This window comes from Prosthecodimorpha staleyi (genome assembly GCF_018729455.1).
In the GTDB taxonomy this organism is placed as follows: domain Bacteria; phylum Pseudomonadota; class Alphaproteobacteria; order Rhizobiales; family Ancalomicrobiaceae; genus Prosthecodimorpha; species Prosthecodimorpha staleyi.
The window spans coordinates 75,430-90,132 of record NZ_JAHHZF010000013.1; the positions used below are offsets into that span (position 1 = coordinate 75,430).

At 70.8% G+C, this 14,703-nt stretch carries 15 protein-coding genes; 5 read left to right on the plus strand and 10 right to left on the minus strand.

Annotated elements, in window-relative coordinates:
• Positions 1 to 27: 27 nt before the first annotated feature.
• The 3 genes from KL771_RS23275 to KL771_RS23285 all read right to left on the minus strand — a co-directional run bounded on the left by KL771_RS23275 (position 28) and on the right by KL771_RS23285 (position 1,954).
• Positions 28 to 783: an ABC transporter ATP-binding protein gene (locus KL771_RS23275; protein WP_261970906.1), complete on the minus strand. Its 756-nt coding sequence runs from the start codon at positions 781 to 783 to the stop codon at positions 28 to 30.
• Positions 784 to 788: 5 nt separating this feature from the next.
• Positions 789 to 1,532, minus strand: a complete 744-nt coding sequence (locus KL771_RS23280; protein ID WP_261970907.1) for an ABC transporter ATP-binding protein — start codon at positions 1,530 to 1,532, stop codon at positions 789 to 791.
• Between the two features lie 137 nt (positions 1,533 to 1,669).
• Complete coding sequence (locus tag KL771_RS23285; protein WP_261970908.1) at positions 1,670 to 1,954, minus strand: hypothetical protein; 285 nt, start codon at positions 1,952 to 1,954, stop codon at positions 1,670 to 1,672.
• A gap of 515 nt (positions 1,955 to 2,469) precedes the next feature.
• On the opposite strand from KL771_RS23285, the gene KL771_RS23290 reads away from it, so the two are divergent.
• The 5 genes from KL771_RS23290 (at position 2,470) to KL771_RS23310 (ending at position 9,449) form a co-directional block, all read left to right on the plus strand.
• Positions 2,470 to 3,657: an HD domain-containing phosphohydrolase gene (locus KL771_RS23290; RefSeq protein WP_261970909.1), complete on the plus strand. Its 1,188-nt coding sequence runs from the start codon at positions 2,470 to 2,472 to the stop codon at positions 3,655 to 3,657.
• Between the two features lie 35 nt (positions 3,658 to 3,692).
• Positions 3,693 to 4,220 (plus strand): molybdopterin-dependent oxidoreductase, encoded by a 528-nt coding sequence (locus tag KL771_RS23295; protein WP_261970910.1) that lies wholly within the window; start codon positions 3,693 to 3,695, stop codon positions 4,218 to 4,220.
• A gap of 22 nt (positions 4,221 to 4,242) precedes the next feature.
• A complete protein-coding gene (locus tag KL771_RS23300; protein ID WP_261970911.1) occupies positions 4,243 to 6,516 on the plus strand; it encodes an ATP-binding protein in 2,274 nt (757 codons plus the stop codon).
• 65 nt (positions 6,517 to 6,581) lie between these two features.
• Entirely contained in the window at positions 6,582 to 7,298 is a 717-nt protein-coding gene (locus tag KL771_RS23305; RefSeq protein ID WP_261970912.1) for a Crp/Fnr family transcriptional regulator, read from the plus strand.
• Between the two features lie 51 nt (positions 7,299 to 7,349).
• A complete protein-coding gene (locus KL771_RS23310; protein ID WP_261970913.1) occupies positions 7,350 to 9,449 on the plus strand; it encodes a CHASE2 domain-containing protein in 2,100 nt (699 codons plus the stop codon).
• Positions 9,450 to 9,457: 8 nt separating this feature from the next.
• Here KL771_RS23310 and KL771_RS23315 read toward each other — a convergent pair whose 3' ends face one another.
• The 7 genes from KL771_RS23315 to dhaL all read right to left on the minus strand — a co-directional run bounded on the left by KL771_RS23315 (position 9,458) and on the right by dhaL (position 14,699).
• Positions 9,458 to 10,105, minus strand: coding sequence for a FecR family protein (locus KL771_RS23315; RefSeq protein ID WP_261970914.1), 648 nt, complete (start codon positions 10,103 to 10,105; stop codon positions 9,458 to 9,460).
• A 202-nt stretch (positions 10,106 to 10,307) separates the two neighbouring features.
• The gene (gene dhaK, locus KL771_RS23320) at positions 10,308 to 11,297 is read right to left on the minus strand and encodes a dihydroxyacetone kinase subunit DhaK (protein ID WP_261970915.1); all 990 of its coding nucleotides are present in this window, start codon (positions 11,295 to 11,297) and stop codon (positions 10,308 to 10,310) included.
• 34 nt (positions 11,298 to 11,331) lie between these two features.
• The gene (locus KL771_RS23325; protein ID WP_261970916.1) at positions 11,332 to 11,757 is read right to left on the minus strand and encodes a hypothetical protein; all 426 of its coding nucleotides are present in this window, start codon (positions 11,755 to 11,757) and stop codon (positions 11,332 to 11,334) included.
• A complete protein-coding gene (gene ptsP, locus KL771_RS23330; RefSeq protein WP_261970917.1) occupies positions 11,754 to 13,406 on the minus strand; it encodes a phosphoenolpyruvate--protein phosphotransferase in 1,653 nt (550 codons plus the stop codon). The genes KL771_RS23325 and ptsP overlap by 4 nt, the downstream gene beginning before the upstream one ends.
• A gap of 1 nt (position 13,407) precedes the next feature.
• Positions 13,408 to 13,698 carry an HPr family phosphocarrier protein gene (locus KL771_RS23335; RefSeq protein ID WP_140942706.1) on the minus strand — a complete coding sequence of 97 codons (291 nt, stop codon included), beginning with the start codon at positions 13,696 to 13,698 and terminating at the stop codon, positions 13,408 to 13,410.
• A gap of 12 nt (positions 13,699 to 13,710) precedes the next feature.
• Positions 13,711 to 14,103 carry a dihydroxyacetone kinase phosphoryl donor subunit DhaM gene (gene dhaM, locus KL771_RS23340; RefSeq protein ID WP_054359073.1) on the minus strand — a complete coding sequence of 131 codons (393 nt, stop codon included), beginning with the start codon at positions 14,101 to 14,103 and terminating at the stop codon, positions 13,711 to 13,713.
• On the minus strand, positions 14,100 to 14,699 hold the full coding sequence (dhaL, locus tag KL771_RS23345) for a dihydroxyacetone kinase subunit DhaL (protein ID WP_261970918.1): 600 nt from the start codon (positions 14,697 to 14,699) through the stop codon (positions 14,100 to 14,102). Before dhaL ends, dhaM begins: the two co-directional genes overlap by 4 nt.
• Between the last annotated feature and the right edge of the window lie 4 nt (positions 14,700 to 14,703).

A 14,703-nucleotide genomic window follows, 5' to 3' on the forward strand; every position in this document is an offset into this window, starting at 1 on the left:
CGATTCGCTCTCAAAGGCATAGCGGTCTCAGGCGGCCGTTTCCAGGCTGCCGCCGAGGAACAGCTGCCCGACGCGCGGATCGTTGAGGATTTGTGCGGCTGTATCGAACATCCGGGTCTGGCCGAGTTCGAGTACCAGGCCGTAGTCGGACATCTGCAGCGCCGAGCGGGCGTTCTGCTCGATCATCAGGACGGAGACGCCCTTGACGCGCAGTTCCAGGAGGATGCCGAAGGTCTCCTCGACCATCTTCGGCGACAGGCCGATGGAGGGTTCGTCGATCAGCACCAGCTTGGGATCGAGCAGCAGGCCGCGCACGATCTCCAGCTGCTTCTGCTCGCCGCCCGAGAGCGTCGAGGCCTGCTGGTCGCGCTTGCGGCGCAGCACCGGGAAGCGGTCGAGCGCGGCCTCGATGCGCGCCGGCATGTCGGTGACGCCGCGGCCGGCCGCGATGGTGCCGAACTCGATATTGTGGAACACCGACAGCTCCGGGAAGATGTTGCGGCCCTGCGGGACGTAGCAGATGCCCGCCTCCAGGAGCCTGCGCGGCGTCCAGTTGGTCACGTCGCGGCCGTCGAAGGCGATGCGGCCCTCGCGCGCCGGCAGGAGACCGAAGATCGTCTTGAACACGGTCGACTTGCCGGCACCGTTGGGGCCGATCACGGTCGTGATCGAGCCGCGCGGGACCGAGAACGTGGTGCCGTTCAGGATGGTCGTCTTGCCGTAGCCGGCGACGACGGCCTCGAGCGTCAGGATCGTGTCGGCGGGCGGGGTCATGGCGGTCATCGGCCTCAATGTCCCAGATAGGCGTCGACGACGGCCGGATTGGCGCGCACCTCGGCCGGCGTGCCGGTCGCGAGCACCCGGCCCTCGGCCATCACCAGCACCCGCGTGCACAGGCTCATGACGAAATCCATATTGTGCTCGATGACCACGAAGGTCGCCTTGAGCTCGGCGTTGATCGCCCTGAGGCGCTCCTTGAGGCTGGCCAGCATGGTCAGGTTGACGCCGCCGGCCGGTTCGTCGAGCAGCACTAGGCGCGGGCCGGCCATGAAGGCCATGGCGGCGTCGAGCAGCTTCTGCTGGCCGTAGGAGAGGCCGCCGGCCTTCTCGTCGGCGAGATGGTCCAGGCGGAAGAAGGCGATCATGCGGTTCGCCTGGGCGGTCAGGCCGGCGTCGCGGGCGCCGAACAGGCGCGAGACCATGCTGCCCTGGTGCTCCTGGCCGGCCAGGATCAGGTTCTCGCGCACGCTCAGCTGCGGAAAGACCTGCAGGAGCTGGAAGGTGCGCGACACGCCGAGCCGGTTGAGGGCCGCCGGATAGAGCCCGGTGACCGGCTGTCCGTCGAGCTTCACCTCGCCGGCGCTCGGCCGCAACTGGCCGAGGATGCAGTTGAACAGCGTGGACTTGCCGCAGCCGTTCGGGCCGATGATGCCGAGGATTTCGCCCTCCTCGACATGGAACGACACGCCGTCGACGGCGTGGATGCCGCCGAACTGCTTGCGCAGTTCGGTCACTTCCAGGACCCTGCCCATCCTCTCGTCCCCTCATGCGACACGCCGGCCGCTTGGGTCGATCTGGCACCAATTGCGGCGCAAGAGCAAGGCCCGGTCCGGGTGCCGTCGACCGTCGGGGCCGGGCAGGGGGCGGAAACCGACGGCCGGGGCGAGGGTCAGCGGCAGCGCATGGTGCGGCGATAGTGCGGGCGGCCGTAATGGTCGTAGTAGGAGAAGACCACGCGGGTGACGCAGAAGAGGTCGTTGCGGCCGTCGTCATAGATCACCCGGCCGGAATTGCCGTTGACGATCAGCAGCCTGTCTTCGGCGGAGGCCGGATCGGCGTCGATGATGGCGCCGGCCTCGAGGCTGTTGGCCTGAACCACGACCTCGGCCCGGGCCGCGCCGGCGCCGAGAGAGAGGGCGAGAAGGGCGAGGGCTGCGGTCGTGCGGAAGGTCATGGCGGTCTCCTGTCGGATCGGGGCTGCGACGCAGAGCCGGGCGGCTCGGTGACGCCGACGATGCCGGTATCGTGCCGCAATAGACAGGGGCCTGCCCGGCAATCCGATGGGAGGCATCGAATTCGGTTGTGTGTCGAAGCCGTCAAAACGTTTGCGTCGATACATGCGGAGTATATTTTCCGATATGCCGGCCATCTTCCATTTCGGGCCCGGAGAATATGCTTTCCGGAGGGCGTTCGGTTGTTACGCCTTGTTAGGCACCTGGACTATTCGTTCCGATCAAATTCAGATTTTAAGATACCCGTTAGACTCCACGCGCCACTATGTTGTCGATCAGGCGATGAACCATCCGACGCCCGGAAGAGGCCGGCACTCCCGGTCCGGCCGGGCGGCGGCCACACATGCCGGCAGTTCGGCGTCGACGGCCGACGACCCCGGATCGAGGGTCTCGGGGGCGGCGCCCATTCGGACCGGTCGACCGTGAACGGCGTGGCGGGAGCAGGCAGGAGCAAATGATGTTGGCGAAACGCACGTTTGGCGACGCGAAGGTTGCGAGCCTGCCGGTCCGTCCCGCGCCCCCGGAGCGGGCCGGCGACGGCGCCGATCCGGCCCTGGCCGGCAGGGACAAGCTGCGCGTCGCCGTCGTCGACGACAACCAGACCAACTGCATCCTGCTCAGTCACATGATCCGGCGTCTGGACGCCTTCCAGATCGAGACCTTCAACAGCCCGTTCGATGCCGCAGAGGCGTTCCGGAACAACAGGATCGACATCGGCATCATCGACCATCAGATGCCCGGCATGACCGGCACGGAGCTGATCCGGCACATCCGCGCCATGGACTGCTGCGCCGACCTTCCGCTGGTCATGGTGACGACCTTCGATCAGGACGACGTGCGGCTGGAGGCGCTGCAGGCCGGCGCGACCGACTTCCTGTCCAAGCCGGTCAATGCGGTCGAGTTCCGCGCCCGCTTCGCCAATATCGTCACCATCCGGCGCGCCCAGATCGCCCTGCAGGAACGCGCGGACCGCCTCGCCCTCGAGGTCGAGGCGGCGACGCGGGACCTGTGCGAGCTCGAGGCCGAAGTGATCTTCCGGCTGTCGCGCGCCGCCGAGCAGCGCGACGGCAATACCGGCCAGCATACGCTGCGTGTCGCCGCCTATGCGCGCGAGATCGCGCGCCGGCTCGGCTGCCCCAACGCCTTCTGCCAGGATGTGTTCCTGGCGGCGCCGATGCACGATATCGGCAAGATCGCGATCCCCGACGCCATCCTGCAGAAGCGCGGCCCGCTGACCGAGGCCGAGCGGCTGGTCATCGAGAGCCATACCACCATCGGAAGCTCCATCCTGGACGGCAGCTCCCGTCCGGTCATCGCGCTTGCCGCGGAGATCGCCGCCGCCCATCACGAGCGCTGGGATGGCACCGGCTATCCGCATGGGCTCGCCGGCACCGACATTCCGCTCGGTGCGCGGATCGTCGCCGTCGCCGACGTGTTCGATGCGCTGACCACGCCGCGATCCTACAAGGCCGCCTGGGCGCCATACGATGCCCTCGAATTTCTGGTGCGCGGCAGCGGGCAGCAGTTCGATCCCGCCTGTGTCGACGCCTTGGTGGCCGGTTTCGCCACCATTCTGGCCATTCTCGCCGATCACGTGGATCCATGCCCGCCGGAAGCTGGCACTGCGTTCGATCCTGCCATCTGACTTCGACGCCGAACTGAAGAGAGGAGCCCCGCTCGATGGGCGTGAAATCCATGATCCGCTTCCTGACTGCCGGTCTCCTGACTGCCGGTCTCCTGGCATTCGGGCTCTCCGGTCCGGTCTCGGCGCTGGACAAGCCGCAGGGCAAGGTGGTCCTGACGGTCACCGGCAAGATCACCGAAACCAACGGCAGTGCCGGCGCCGAATTCGATCTCGCCATGCTGGACGCCCTGCCGGGTCGCACGGCCCGAATGAAGACGCCCTGGACGGAGGGAGAAACCACCTTCTCGGGACCGCTGTGCCGTGCGATCCTGGCGGCCGCCGGAGCGAACGGGACGGCACCGATCGTCGTCAGGGCTCTGAACGACTACGCGGCCGATGTCCCGCTCGAGGATTGCAAGAACCTCGACATGATCCTGGCCACGAAGATCAACGGCGAACCGATTCCGGTGCGCGCCAAGGGACCGCTCTTCGTGATCTATCCGTTCGACAAGGATCCGAGCCTCTACAACGAGAAGTATTTCGCCCGTTCGGTCTGGCAGGTTAAGTCCATCGAAATCCGCTAACGGCCTTCCCGGGAGAGAGGAATTGACCGGCAGTCGCAGCGTCAGGGCATTCACACCGTTTCTGGTCCTCGGCGCGATCGCCTGCGCGTTCCTGGTCACGGTCGTGCTGATCTTCGGAGCGCTGGACGACCGCGAGGATCAGGTTCGGCAGAGCGCGCGCGAGGACGCGCTCTGGGCGATCTACCAGTTCGATCGCGAAACGGCGAAATTCGCCGCCGCGCTGGACGGCGTGGTCTCGTCGGGCCGGATCGACCAGGCGGCGCTGGAATCCCTCACCCTGCGCTACGACATCCTGTTCAGCCGGATCGAATTCCTCAACAACGGCAACTTCGCGCTCGAATTCCGCAAGCTCGACCGGCTGAACGCCGAGTTCGAACGCGCCTGGGCGGCGGTGCAATCGGCCCGTACCCTGTTCGACCGGATCGAGGCCGGCTATGTCCCGACCGTCTACGAACTGCGCCCGTTCCTGATCGTCTTCACGGATCTGCGCCGCTCGACCGAGGATCTGCTCACCTTCGCCAATGCGCGCGTCAACGAGATGCGCGCGGATTTCCGTGACGGCACCAGCCGCCTCTATCGATCGCTCGGCTTCGCCATCCTGTGCCTGACCCTGGCCATGGTCGGCATCGTCGCGCTTCTGGTCCGCCAGATCCGCGCCGCCCTGCGGTCGCGCGCCGAGATCGCCGCCCTGGTCGCCTCGCTGGAGGAGGCGGCGACGGCGGCGGAGGCCGGCAACAGGGCCAAGTCCGCCTTCCTGGCCACGATCGGCCACGAAATCCGGACCCCGCTCAACGGGGTGCTCGGCATGGCGGCGGCGCTGGCCGAGACCCGGCTCGACAAGGACCAGACCGCCTGCCTGGCGGCGATCGACGATTGCGGCCGGACGCTGGTCGAGATGATCGATTCGATGCTCGATTTCGCCAAGTTCGAGGCCGGCGAGTTCCCGGTCAGCCCGATCGATTTCGAGCTGGCGCCGCTGATCCGCTCGTCCGTTTCGGTGGTCGAGGCGCGGGCGCGCCAGCGGCACAACGCGATCACCGTCTCGCTCGCCGCCGAGGTCCCCGAGCGCCTGCACGCGGATCCGAGCCGCATCCGGCAGGTGCTCGTCAACGTGCTCGGCAACGCGGTCAAGTTCACCGAGAACGGGACCATCCGCCTGTCGGTCGGGCCCGTCGGGCGGGATCGGCTGCGCTTCGCCGTCGAGGATACCGGCATCGGCATTCCGCCCGAGGCGCATCATCGCATCTTCAAGGAATTCAGCCAGGTCGACAGCTCGATCAGCCGCAAGTTCGGCGGCACCGGTCTCGGCCTGTCGATCTGCAAGCGGATCGTCGAACGGCTCGGCGGCGAGATCGGCTTCGAAAGCGAGCCGGGCCGCGGGTCGACCTTCTGGTTCGCACTGCCCTTGCAGGCGGCGCTGACCCCCTCGGCGGCCGCGCCGGCCGCGATCGTCGACGATGCGCCGGCGGCCGCGGCAGGCCTGCGCATCCTGGTGGTCGAGGACAACCGGGTCAATCAGGACGTGATCCGGCGCTTCCTGATGCGGCTCGGCCACACGGTGGCGCTCGCCGACGACGGGCGGAGCGGTGTCGCCGCCGCGGAGGCAGAACGCTTCGATCTGATCCTGATGGACATGCACATGCCCGGCATGGACGGCCTCGCGGCGACGACCGCGATCCGCGCCGGGACCGGCATCAATGGCCGGACCCCGATCGTGGCGGTGACCGCCAACGCCTCCGACCAGGACCGGCTGGCCTGCACGCGCGCCGGGATGAACGGCTTCCTGTCGAAGCCGGTCGGGCTCGAACAGTTGCGCGCGATGCTGTCCGAATTCGCTCCGCAGCCGGCCCTGCCGGGCGGCCCGGCGCGCGAGCCGGAGGCGGATGCAGCCGCAGCCTCCGATGCCGCAGCCTCCGATGCCGCGCGCGCCGGTGCCCATGCGGACGCCACCCGGCCGGCGGCGTCCGACCCGGCCGCCCTGCTCGCCTGCCAGGACCCGGATCGGCGTCAGGAACTGATCGAGGCGATCGGCGAGGACAGCGTCGGCGAACTGGTCGAAAGCTTCGCCGACGATCTCGGCGGCCTGGTCGCCGCGCTGGAAGCGGCCGTGGCAGCGGCCGATCTCGTCGAGATCGACCATGTCCTCCATACCATCGCGGGCGCCGCCGCCAATGTCGGCTTCACCGCCCTCGCCGAGCATGCGCGCATGATGCGCGGCGATCCCGCCGCGGCGACGTCGGCGCCGTTTGCCGTCGCCCTCGGCCTGCTCGCCGACGGCCGCCGCCGCGCCGCCTGAGCACCCTCGACGGCGCGGGCCGGGCGGGCGATGATGTCGCCTTCCCGAGGGGGACGGCCGATCCGATGTCCGCTGCCGATGCTTCGCCACTGATCGCCGCCCTGTCGGCGCAGCCGCTCTTCGCAGGCGCTTCGGCCGACGATCTCGCCGCGGCCGCCCGGCTGTTCCGGCGCCACCGCTACGGCCGCGACGAACTCGTCTTCGCGCGCGGCGATCCGGGCGACTACCTGATCCTGATCGAGGCCGGCCGCATCCGGCTGTCGGTCATGGCCGCCGACGGCCGCGAACTGTCGTTGCGCATCGCCGGCCCGGGCTCGATCGTGGGCGAGATCGCCGTGCTCGACGGCGGTTCGCGCAGCGCCGACGCGACCGCCCTTGACGCGGTCTCGGCACAGATCCTGTCGCGTGGCGATTTCGAGCGCCTGTTCGAGACCCGCCCCGGCTTCGCCCGCGGCGTCGTGCGCATGCTGTGCGGCCGGTTGCGCGACACCACGGACCAGCTCGAATCGATCGCCCTCTACCGGATCGAGGCGCGGCTCGCACGGCTGTTCCTCGGGCTCCTGCGCCAGACCCACGATCTCGACACCGCCCGCTCGGCGCCCCTGCGGCTGGACATCAACCAGACCCATCTCGCCGAGATCGTCGGGGCGAGCCGGCCGAAGGTCAACCGCGCCCTGATCGCGCTGGAGGAGGCCGGCGCGATCCGCCGCAGCGGCGGCGAGATCCTGTGCCGGATCGAGGCGCTCACCGGCATCGCAGAGGCGGAGGACGGGGGCCTGTGACGCGCGCTCCGGCGACAGCCCGGTCGAGGCCCATTCGATGACGGCGGCGCCATGAAGGTCGGGCCGCGGGGCCGCGCCGCGGCGGCCGGGCTGGCGGCGGGCATCGCCGTGCTGGTGTCGTGGTCGGTCTGGCCGCAGGCGGTCGAGGATGTCCTGTCGACACCGGCGATCGATGCGCTCTACGAGCATTTTCCCGCCGCGGTGGCGCCCGGCATCGTGGTCGTCGACATCGACCGGGCGAGTTTCGCCCGCCTCGGCCCCTGGCCGTGGCCGCGCGACCGCCTGGCGGATCTGGTCGAGCGGATCGCCGAGGCGGCGCCGCGGACGCTGGCGATCGACATCCTGTTGTCCGAACCGGACCGCCGATCCCCCGCCGCGCTCGCCCGCGCCCTCGGCGCCGCCACCGGTCGCGACGATCTCGCCCGGCTGGCCGAGGGCCTGCCCGATCCGGACGCCCGGCTGGCCGCGGCGATCGCGCGCGTGCCGACCGTGTTCGGCCTGGTCGCCGCGGCAGAGCCCGGCGGGGCGACGGCCGGACCGCCGATCGTGATCGCCCGCCAGGCGGCGGTCGGGTCGGTCTGGACCGAGCCCGGCGTGGAAGGGCCGCTCACGGTCCTTGCCGCCGGCGCGGCGGGGATCGGCGTCCTGTCCCTGACCGGCGACGAGTCGGACGGGGTGGTGCGCGGCGTGCCGCTGCTCGCGGTCTTCGGGGGGCGCGCCTATGCGGGCCTTGCCGCCGAGGCGGCCCGGGTTGCCGAGGGCGCCCGCTCGCATCTCGTCGCCGGCAGTCCGGCGCAGATGGCGATCGGAAGCCGGCGGGTTCCGATCTCGGCGCAGGGCACGATGGCGCTGCGGCCGACCGATCGGACACGCCAGGGGGCGGCCACGATGTCGGCAGCCGATCTGTTCGATCCCGACCCGGCGCCGGCGCGCAGCCGGCTGGCCGGGGCGATCGTCTTCCTCGGCTCGAGCGCGCCGGAACTCGGCGGCCTCCGGCCGACCCCGGCCGATCCGCTGACGCCCTCGGTCCGCATCCAGGCCGATGCCGCCGGACAGATCCTGTCCGGCCGGATTCCGGTCCGCGCCGCGGCGGCCGTCGCCTGGGAACGCGGTGCCGCCCTGATCGCGACCGTGCTGGCCGTCGCGCTGGCGCTTGCCACCGGCCCCTGGATCGGCGCCGCCGCGATGATCGCCGCCGCTACCGCCTGGGCCGTCGGCGCCGCCACGGCGACGCTGCAATTCGACCGCATCGTCGATCCGGTCACGCCGCCGGCGGTTGCCTTGATCGCCTTTGCGGCCACCTCGCTGGCGGCCTTCGCCGAGACCCGACGCCGGGAGGGCGCGCTGCGGCGCCGCTTCGAGCAGCATCTGGCGCCCGATCTGGTCCGGCGCCTCGTCGAGAACCCCGACCTTGTCCGCGTCGAGGGCGAATTGCGGCCGGTGACGGCGCTGTTCACCGATGTGGAGGGCTTCACCAGCCTGACCGAGCGGGCCGCGCCGCGCGCTCTCGTCGCGCTGCTCGACCGCTATTTCGAGGGCATGACGCAGACCGTCGTCGCCCATGGCGGCCTGGTCGACAAGATCGTCGGCGACGCCGTCCATGCGCTCTTCAACGTGCCAGTCGACCAGCCCGATCACGCCGCCCGGGCGGTCGATTGCGCGCTCGCGCTCGCCGCCTTCGCGGCCCGCTTCGCCCGCGAGCCGGATGCCGCCGCGCTTCAGTTCGGGCGGACGCGGATCGGGCTCGAAACCGGGCCGGCGATCGTCGGCGACGTGGGCGGCGGACGGAAGCTCGATTTCACCGCGCACGGCACGGTGGTCAATTCGGCCGCCCGGTTGGAGGCGGCCAACAAACAGTTCGGCTCGACGATCTGCGTCGGACCGGCCCTGGTCGCCGCATTGCCCGAGCGATCCTGGCGCCCGCTCGGCCGGATCACGCTGCGGGGTCTCTCGGCGCCGACACTGGTCAGCGAGCCCTGGCCGGACAGCGCGCCGGCGGACCTGATCGCCGGCTATGCGGCAGCCTTCGCGCGGACCGACGACGATCCGGCCGGCGCCGCCGCGGCTTTCGCGGTCCTGGCGGCCGCGCATCCCGATGACGCCGTGCTGGCCGGCTGGGTGGCCCGGCTCGGCGGCGGATCAACTGGCTGAAGGGCTTCTCAGAGCACGCTCGCCATCGCCTCGGCGATGCGCGGCGCACCCCAGCGGGCGACCGGGCTCGGCGGCCGGCCGGGAGCCGGGATGTCGGTGCCCTCGCCGGCGGCCAGCATTCGGGTCACGCCCGCCGCCGCGACCGTAACGGCGCCCCGCTCGACGAAGACGCCGAAGGCGCCGCGGCTCGGGCCGGCGAAGAAGCGCGTGCCGCGCACCGCGATCACCCCATAGGCCGAGCGCATCTTCACGTCGACCTTGGGGGCGGTTTCCGGACGGTCGAACAGCACCGCGCCGTCGGCGAGGTCGAGCACCCCGCCCATGTCGGCGATGAAGCGGTCGATCACCAGCCGGCTGCGCGCGCCGAGGCGCACCGTGGTGGCGAGGCCGAGTTTCATGGCAAGGCGCGCCTCGGTCCCGGTCCAGACCATGTCCTGCAGATAGAGGTCGGCCGCAGCCGCGAGGCGCCTTTCGGCCGCATCGCCGCGTGCGAAGGCGTCGCCGATCACCTCCTGCACGGCACCGATCCGGCCGGCGGTCGCAGCCGATGCGGAGCCGGCCAATACGACCGATCCCGGGGCGGTGGCCAGCAGGGCGGTGGCGATGAGTTCCCGTCGCGTCAGGCGCGTTCGCGAAAGGCTTTGCGAAGGTTCCATGCGCTGCGTCTCCCTGCCGGCCCTCCGGCGGCCGACGCAGGACCGTGGCATCCGGTGCCTGAACGGAACATGACCGGACGGACCCGGACTTCGGTACGGGCGGCTGGCCTCGCCGGTGCTGCAAGAGCGCCGGTCAATGAGCATGCAGGGCCCGGCGCACTCCGCGAGCAGGAGCGTCGGGCCTTGGCGCCGCCGCGTCGCCTCACATGCCCCAGCGCAGGGCGGCGGTGTGGACGCGGGCGTCCCAGAGGCGGGCCGTCTCGGTATCAAGCTTGGTGACGGTCAGCGAGCAGCCGGCCATGTCGAGCGAGGTGACGTAGTTGCCGACCGCCGAGCGGGCGACGCGCAGCCCGTGCTTGTCCAGCATGCGGGCGGCGTTGTCGAACATCAGGTAGAGCTCCATGGCCGGCGTGCCGCCGAAGCCGTTGACCAGCAGGAGCACGTCGGACCCGGCGAAATCGCCGAAATCATGCACGATGGCGCCGATCATCTCCGCGGCGATCTCGGCGGCCGGCGTCAGCGGCACGCGGCGGCGGCCCGGCTCGCCATGAATGCCGACGCCCATCTCCATCTCGTTCTCGCCGAGCGTGAAGGTCGGCTTGCCGGCGGCCGGCACGGTACAGCTGGTCAGCGCCACGCCCATCGAGCGGGTCGCCTGGTTGACGCGGTCGCCGAGCGCCTTGCAGGCGTCGAGATCGTAACCAGCCTCGGCGGCGGCGCCGACGATCTTCTCGACCACCATGGTGCCGGCGACGCCGCGCCGGCCGGTCGACCAGGTCGAGCTCTCCACGGCCACGTCGTCGTCGGTCAGGATGCGGGCGACCGGGCCGGACGCCATCTCGGCGGCCATTTCGAAATTCATCACATCGCCCTCGTAATTCTTGACGATGTAGAGGACGCCGGCGCCGCCATCGACGGTCTCTGCGGCGGCGAGCATCTGGTCCGGCGTCGGCGAGGTGAAGACCTGGCCCGGGCAGGCGGCATCGAGCATGCCGTGGCCGACGAAGCCGGCATGCAGCGGCTCGTGGCCGGAACCGCCGCCGGAGATCAGCGCCACCTTGCCGCGCACGGGGAAGCGTCGGCGCACGAACTTGCCCTCGTCGCCGAGCGTCACGATGTCGGCATGCGCGCGCACGAAGCCGGCGAGGCTTTCGGACAGGACGGTATCGACGGCGTTGATCAGCTTCTTCATGGACGTCTCCCTGCTGTTCGCGCCGGCCGGGACCTCAATCCTCGACCAGCTTGGCGATGCGTGCGACGAGATCGTGGATCATGTCGTCCATCACCTTGTTTTTCTTGGCATCCTCGAAATCCGGCAGGCGCAGCGCCAGGGTCCGGTGGCGGCGCGCCTCGGCCGGCCGGCGCGCGCGGCGCGGATGCGCCTCCTCGTAGGCGGCCAGGAAACGGGCGCGCTCGGCCGCAGAGAAATGGCAGATCTCCAGGATCGTCTCGACATGGGCGACCGGGATCGGCGTCGGATAGGCGGGATTGGCGATCTGGCTGACGAAGCTCGGATTGCGCTCCAGCGCCTCGGCGAGGCGCCGGCGCATGCCGGAGGGGCGCTTGCCGAGCACCTCGCGCAGCACCGCCTTGTAGGCGGCGACCGCCGGATGGCCGTCCGGGCCCGGGGTGGCGGCGTCCTGCACGCTCATGGCCGGCGGCCCGGCAAGGTCGTTGCTCGGATCGCCGCCTTGGCGCGCGGCACGGCGGCCGCGCCCATCGACAGCACGCGCAGGCCCGCGGCGAGCAGATGCGGGATCGCGGCCGGATCGCCGCCGGCATCGCCGCACAGGCTGACCGGCACGCCGCGCGCGGCGGCCTCGCGCGCGACGGTCTCGATCACGCGCAGGACCGCGGGGGCGAGCGGATCGGCCAATGCCGCCACGGCGGTGGAATCGCGCCCGGCGGCCATCAGATACTGCACGAGATCGTTGGAGCCGATCGACACGAAGTCGACTGCGAACAGATCGAGCGTCAGCGCCGCCGCCGGCACCTCGACCATCATGCCGAGCTCGAACCGGCCGGGTGGGGTGCCGGCCGTGGCGAGACTTGCCGCTTCCTCCTCGACCAACGTCCGCACGGCGGCCATCTCGGCCGGCACGGCGACCATCGGGATCATGATCTTGAGCGCTCCGTGCGCGGCGGCGCGCAGCAGCGCGCGCAACTGGACGCGGAACACCGCCTCGCGGGCGAGCGACAGGCGCACGCCGCGCAGGCCGAGGAACGGATTGGCCTCGCCGTCGAGCGTGTAGCCGGGGATCGGCTTGTCGCCGCCGGCATCGAGCGTGCGGATGGTCACCGGCCGGCCGTCGGCCCAGGCAAGGATCGCCCGGTAGGCCTCGAACTGCTCGTCCTCGCCGGGCAGGTCGTCGCCGCCGCGGCCGTGGAACAGGAATTCGGTGCGCACCAGCCCGATGCCGTCGCAGAGCGCCGGATCGAGCCCGGCGAGATCGCTCGGGGCCCCGATATTGAGCAGGACCTGGATCGGCGTGCCGCAGGCGGTCGCGGCCGGTTCCAACGCGAAGGTCGCGGCGTCCCGGTCGCGGTCAAGCCCGGCCGCGCGACGGGCGTCGAACAGGGCGCGGTCCGCGGCATCGGGGGCGAGAAGCAGCGTCCCGGCCTCGGCATCGAGCAGGGCCTCGGTGCCGTCCGGCGCGTCGATCCCGGCCAAGCCGACCAGCATCGGAATGCCGCGCGCGCGCGCCAGGATCGCAACATGGCTGGTCAGGCTGCCCTCGGCCAGCGCGATGCCCTGGCCGGGACGCCAGTCGATCTCCAGGAAGCGCGACGGGGCGAGGTCGCGGCCGACCAGGATGGCGTCGTCGGCGATCATGGCGGCGGTGCCGGCCTCGCCGGCGAGATGCGCCAGGACGCGCGCCTTCAGGTCTTCCAGATCGCTGCCGCGGGCACGGAAATAGTCGTCGTCGGAAGCGCGGTAGCCGGCGATCTCTGCGTCGAGCTGCGCCGCGAAGGCGGCCTCTGCGCCCATGCCCTCGGCGAGCGCCGCGAAGGCCGGCTCGGTCAGGGCGTCGTCCTCCAGCATGGCGAGCTGGAATTCGAGCATGGCGGCGGCTTCTTCGTCGTCGAGGCTGCCGATCAGGCCGGCGAGATCGGCCGCGGACGCGGCGAGCGCGGCCTTCAGCGCCGCAGTCTCCTCGTCCGGGGTCCCGACCGTGCGCGCGGCCGCGATCCCGTCCGCCGCCCCGCGCTCCAGCCGCACGATCCGCCCGGCCGCGAAGCCCGGCGCGGCGGTGCGGCCTTGCAGGATGCGGCTCGGACGGGCGGCGGATGCGGCGGTCATGTCAGGCGCCTTCCTCGACCTCGGCGAAATCGGATTCGACCAGCCGGACCAGCGCCGCGACGGCCGCCTCGGCATCGCCGCCCTCGGCCCGGAAATGCAGCACGGTGTCCTTCGGCGCCTTGGCGGCCATCACCCGGACGATGCTCTTGGCATCGATCCAGGGTCCGGCCGCGTTGGTGGCCAGTTCGATGCGCGCCCCGAAGCCCTTGGCGACCTTGGTCAGCTTGACCGAGGGCCGGGCATGCAGGCCGACCTCGTGGAACAGGAGAACGGAGGCGTTTGCCTTGGTCATGAACGGGCCTCCTCAACCCGGCGAAAGCTCTTCGGCCGTGCGGCGCACCTCGTCGAGGCTCGCGCCGCCCCAGGCCTCGGTGGCGGCCATCACGGCGCCTTCCACCACGGGGGCGTTGCAGACGACGATCCGATCGCGACGGTCCTCGGGCATCAGCTCGATCGCCATCTCGCTGTTGGTCTCCGCGCCGCCGAGATCGACCAGGATGGCGACGCCCTTGGGCGACCAGGCCGCATCGATCGCGGCCATGATCTTCTCGACCGAGGTGCCGAGCCCGCCGCCGGGGTCGCCGCCGGTCCAGGCCAGCGGAACCTCGGTGCCGACCATCTGCCGCACCATGTCGGCCGTTCCCTTCGCCACGTCGGGCGAATGGGAGACGATGACGATGCCGACCTTGTCGCTCATGCCTTGGTCTCCAACACGTCGAGGACCGCCTCGATCATGATCACCGACGAGCGCGCGCCCGGGTCCATATGGCCGATCGAGCGTTCGCCCAGGAAGGATGCCCGGCCGCGGATCGCCAGCATGGGCACCGTCGCGGCCGCGCTCTTGGACGCGATTTCGCGGATCTCTGCAAGGCTTGCGCCGGATGACAGGGCTGCGGAAACCGGCACCAGCACGTCCAGCATGGTCTTCTGCCCGGTCTCCGACTTGCCGCGCGCCTTGACGGCGTCGATCGCGGCCGCGAAGGCACGGGCCACGCCGGCGCGGTCCGGCGCGGCGCCGAGTTCCTTGCCGAGCGTCATGAACAGGGTGCCGTAGAGCGGCCCGGAGGCGCCGCCGACCTTCATGACCAGCGTCATGCCGGCGGTCTTCAGCGCCTCGCCGGGCGCCAGCGCAGCGAGCTTGGCGCGGTCGGCCGCCACGGCCTCCATGCCGCGCTTCATGTTGCTGCCGTGATCGCCGTCGCCGATCGCGGAATCGAGTTCGGTCAGTTCCTCCGCGGCGGCGACGATGCGGGCGGTCACGGTCTCGAACAGGCGGTCCATCGTGTCTTGCATGGGT

Bases quoted from the DNA above. Each gene is read 5' to 3' on its own strand.
- KL771_RS23280 (WP_261970907.1), bottom strand. From the start codon at position 1,532: ATGGGCAGGGTCCTGGAAGTGACCGAACTGCGCAAGCAGTTCGGCGGC.
- KL771_RS23305 (WP_261970912.1), top strand. From the start codon at position 6,582: ATGTCCGCTGCCGATGCTTCGCCACTGATCGCCGCCCTGTCGGCGCAG.
- KL771_RS23295 (WP_261970910.1), top strand. From the start codon at position 3,693: ATGGGCGTGAAATCCATGATCCGCTTCCTGACTGCCGGTCTCCTGACT.
- KL771_RS23315 (WP_261970914.1), bottom strand. From the start codon at position 10,105: ATGGAACCTTCGCAAAGCCTTTCGCGAACGCGCCTGACGCGACGGGAA.
- KL771_RS23325 (WP_261970916.1), bottom strand. From the start codon at position 11,757: ATGAGCGTGCAGGACGCCGCCACCCCGGGCCCGGACGGCCATCCGGCG.
- KL771_RS23290 (WP_261970909.1), top strand. From the start codon at position 2,470: ATGTTGGCGAAACGCACGTTTGGCGACGCGAAGGTTGCGAGCCTGCCG.
- KL771_RS23285 (WP_261970908.1), bottom strand. From the start codon at position 1,954: ATGACCTTCCGCACGACCGCAGCCCTCGCCCTTCTCGCCCTCTCTCTC.
- KL771_RS23335 (WP_140942706.1), bottom strand. From the start codon at position 13,698: ATGACCAAGGCAAACGCCTCCGTTCTCCTGTTCCACGAGGTCGGCCTG.
- dhaM (WP_054359073.1), bottom strand. From the start codon at position 14,103: ATGAGCGACAAGGTCGGCATCGTCATCGTCTCCCATTCGCCCGACGTG.
- dhaK (WP_261970915.1), bottom strand. From the start codon at position 11,297: ATGAAGAAGCTGATCAACGCCGTCGATACCGTCCTGTCCGAAAGCCTC.
- KL771_RS23310 (WP_261970913.1), top strand. From the start codon at position 7,350: ATGAAGGTCGGGCCGCGGGGCCGCGCCGCGGCGGCCGGGCTGGCGGCG.
- dhaL (WP_261970918.1), bottom strand. From the start codon at position 14,699: ATGCAAGACACGATGGACCGCCTGTTCGAGACCGTGACCGCCCGCATC.
- ptsP (WP_261970917.1), bottom strand. From the start codon at position 13,406: ATGACCGCCGCATCCGCCGCCCGTCCGAGCCGCATCCTGCAAGGCCGC.
- KL771_RS23275 (WP_261970906.1), bottom strand. From the start codon at position 783: ATGACCGCCATGACCCCGCCCGCCGACACGATCCTGACGCTCGAGGCC.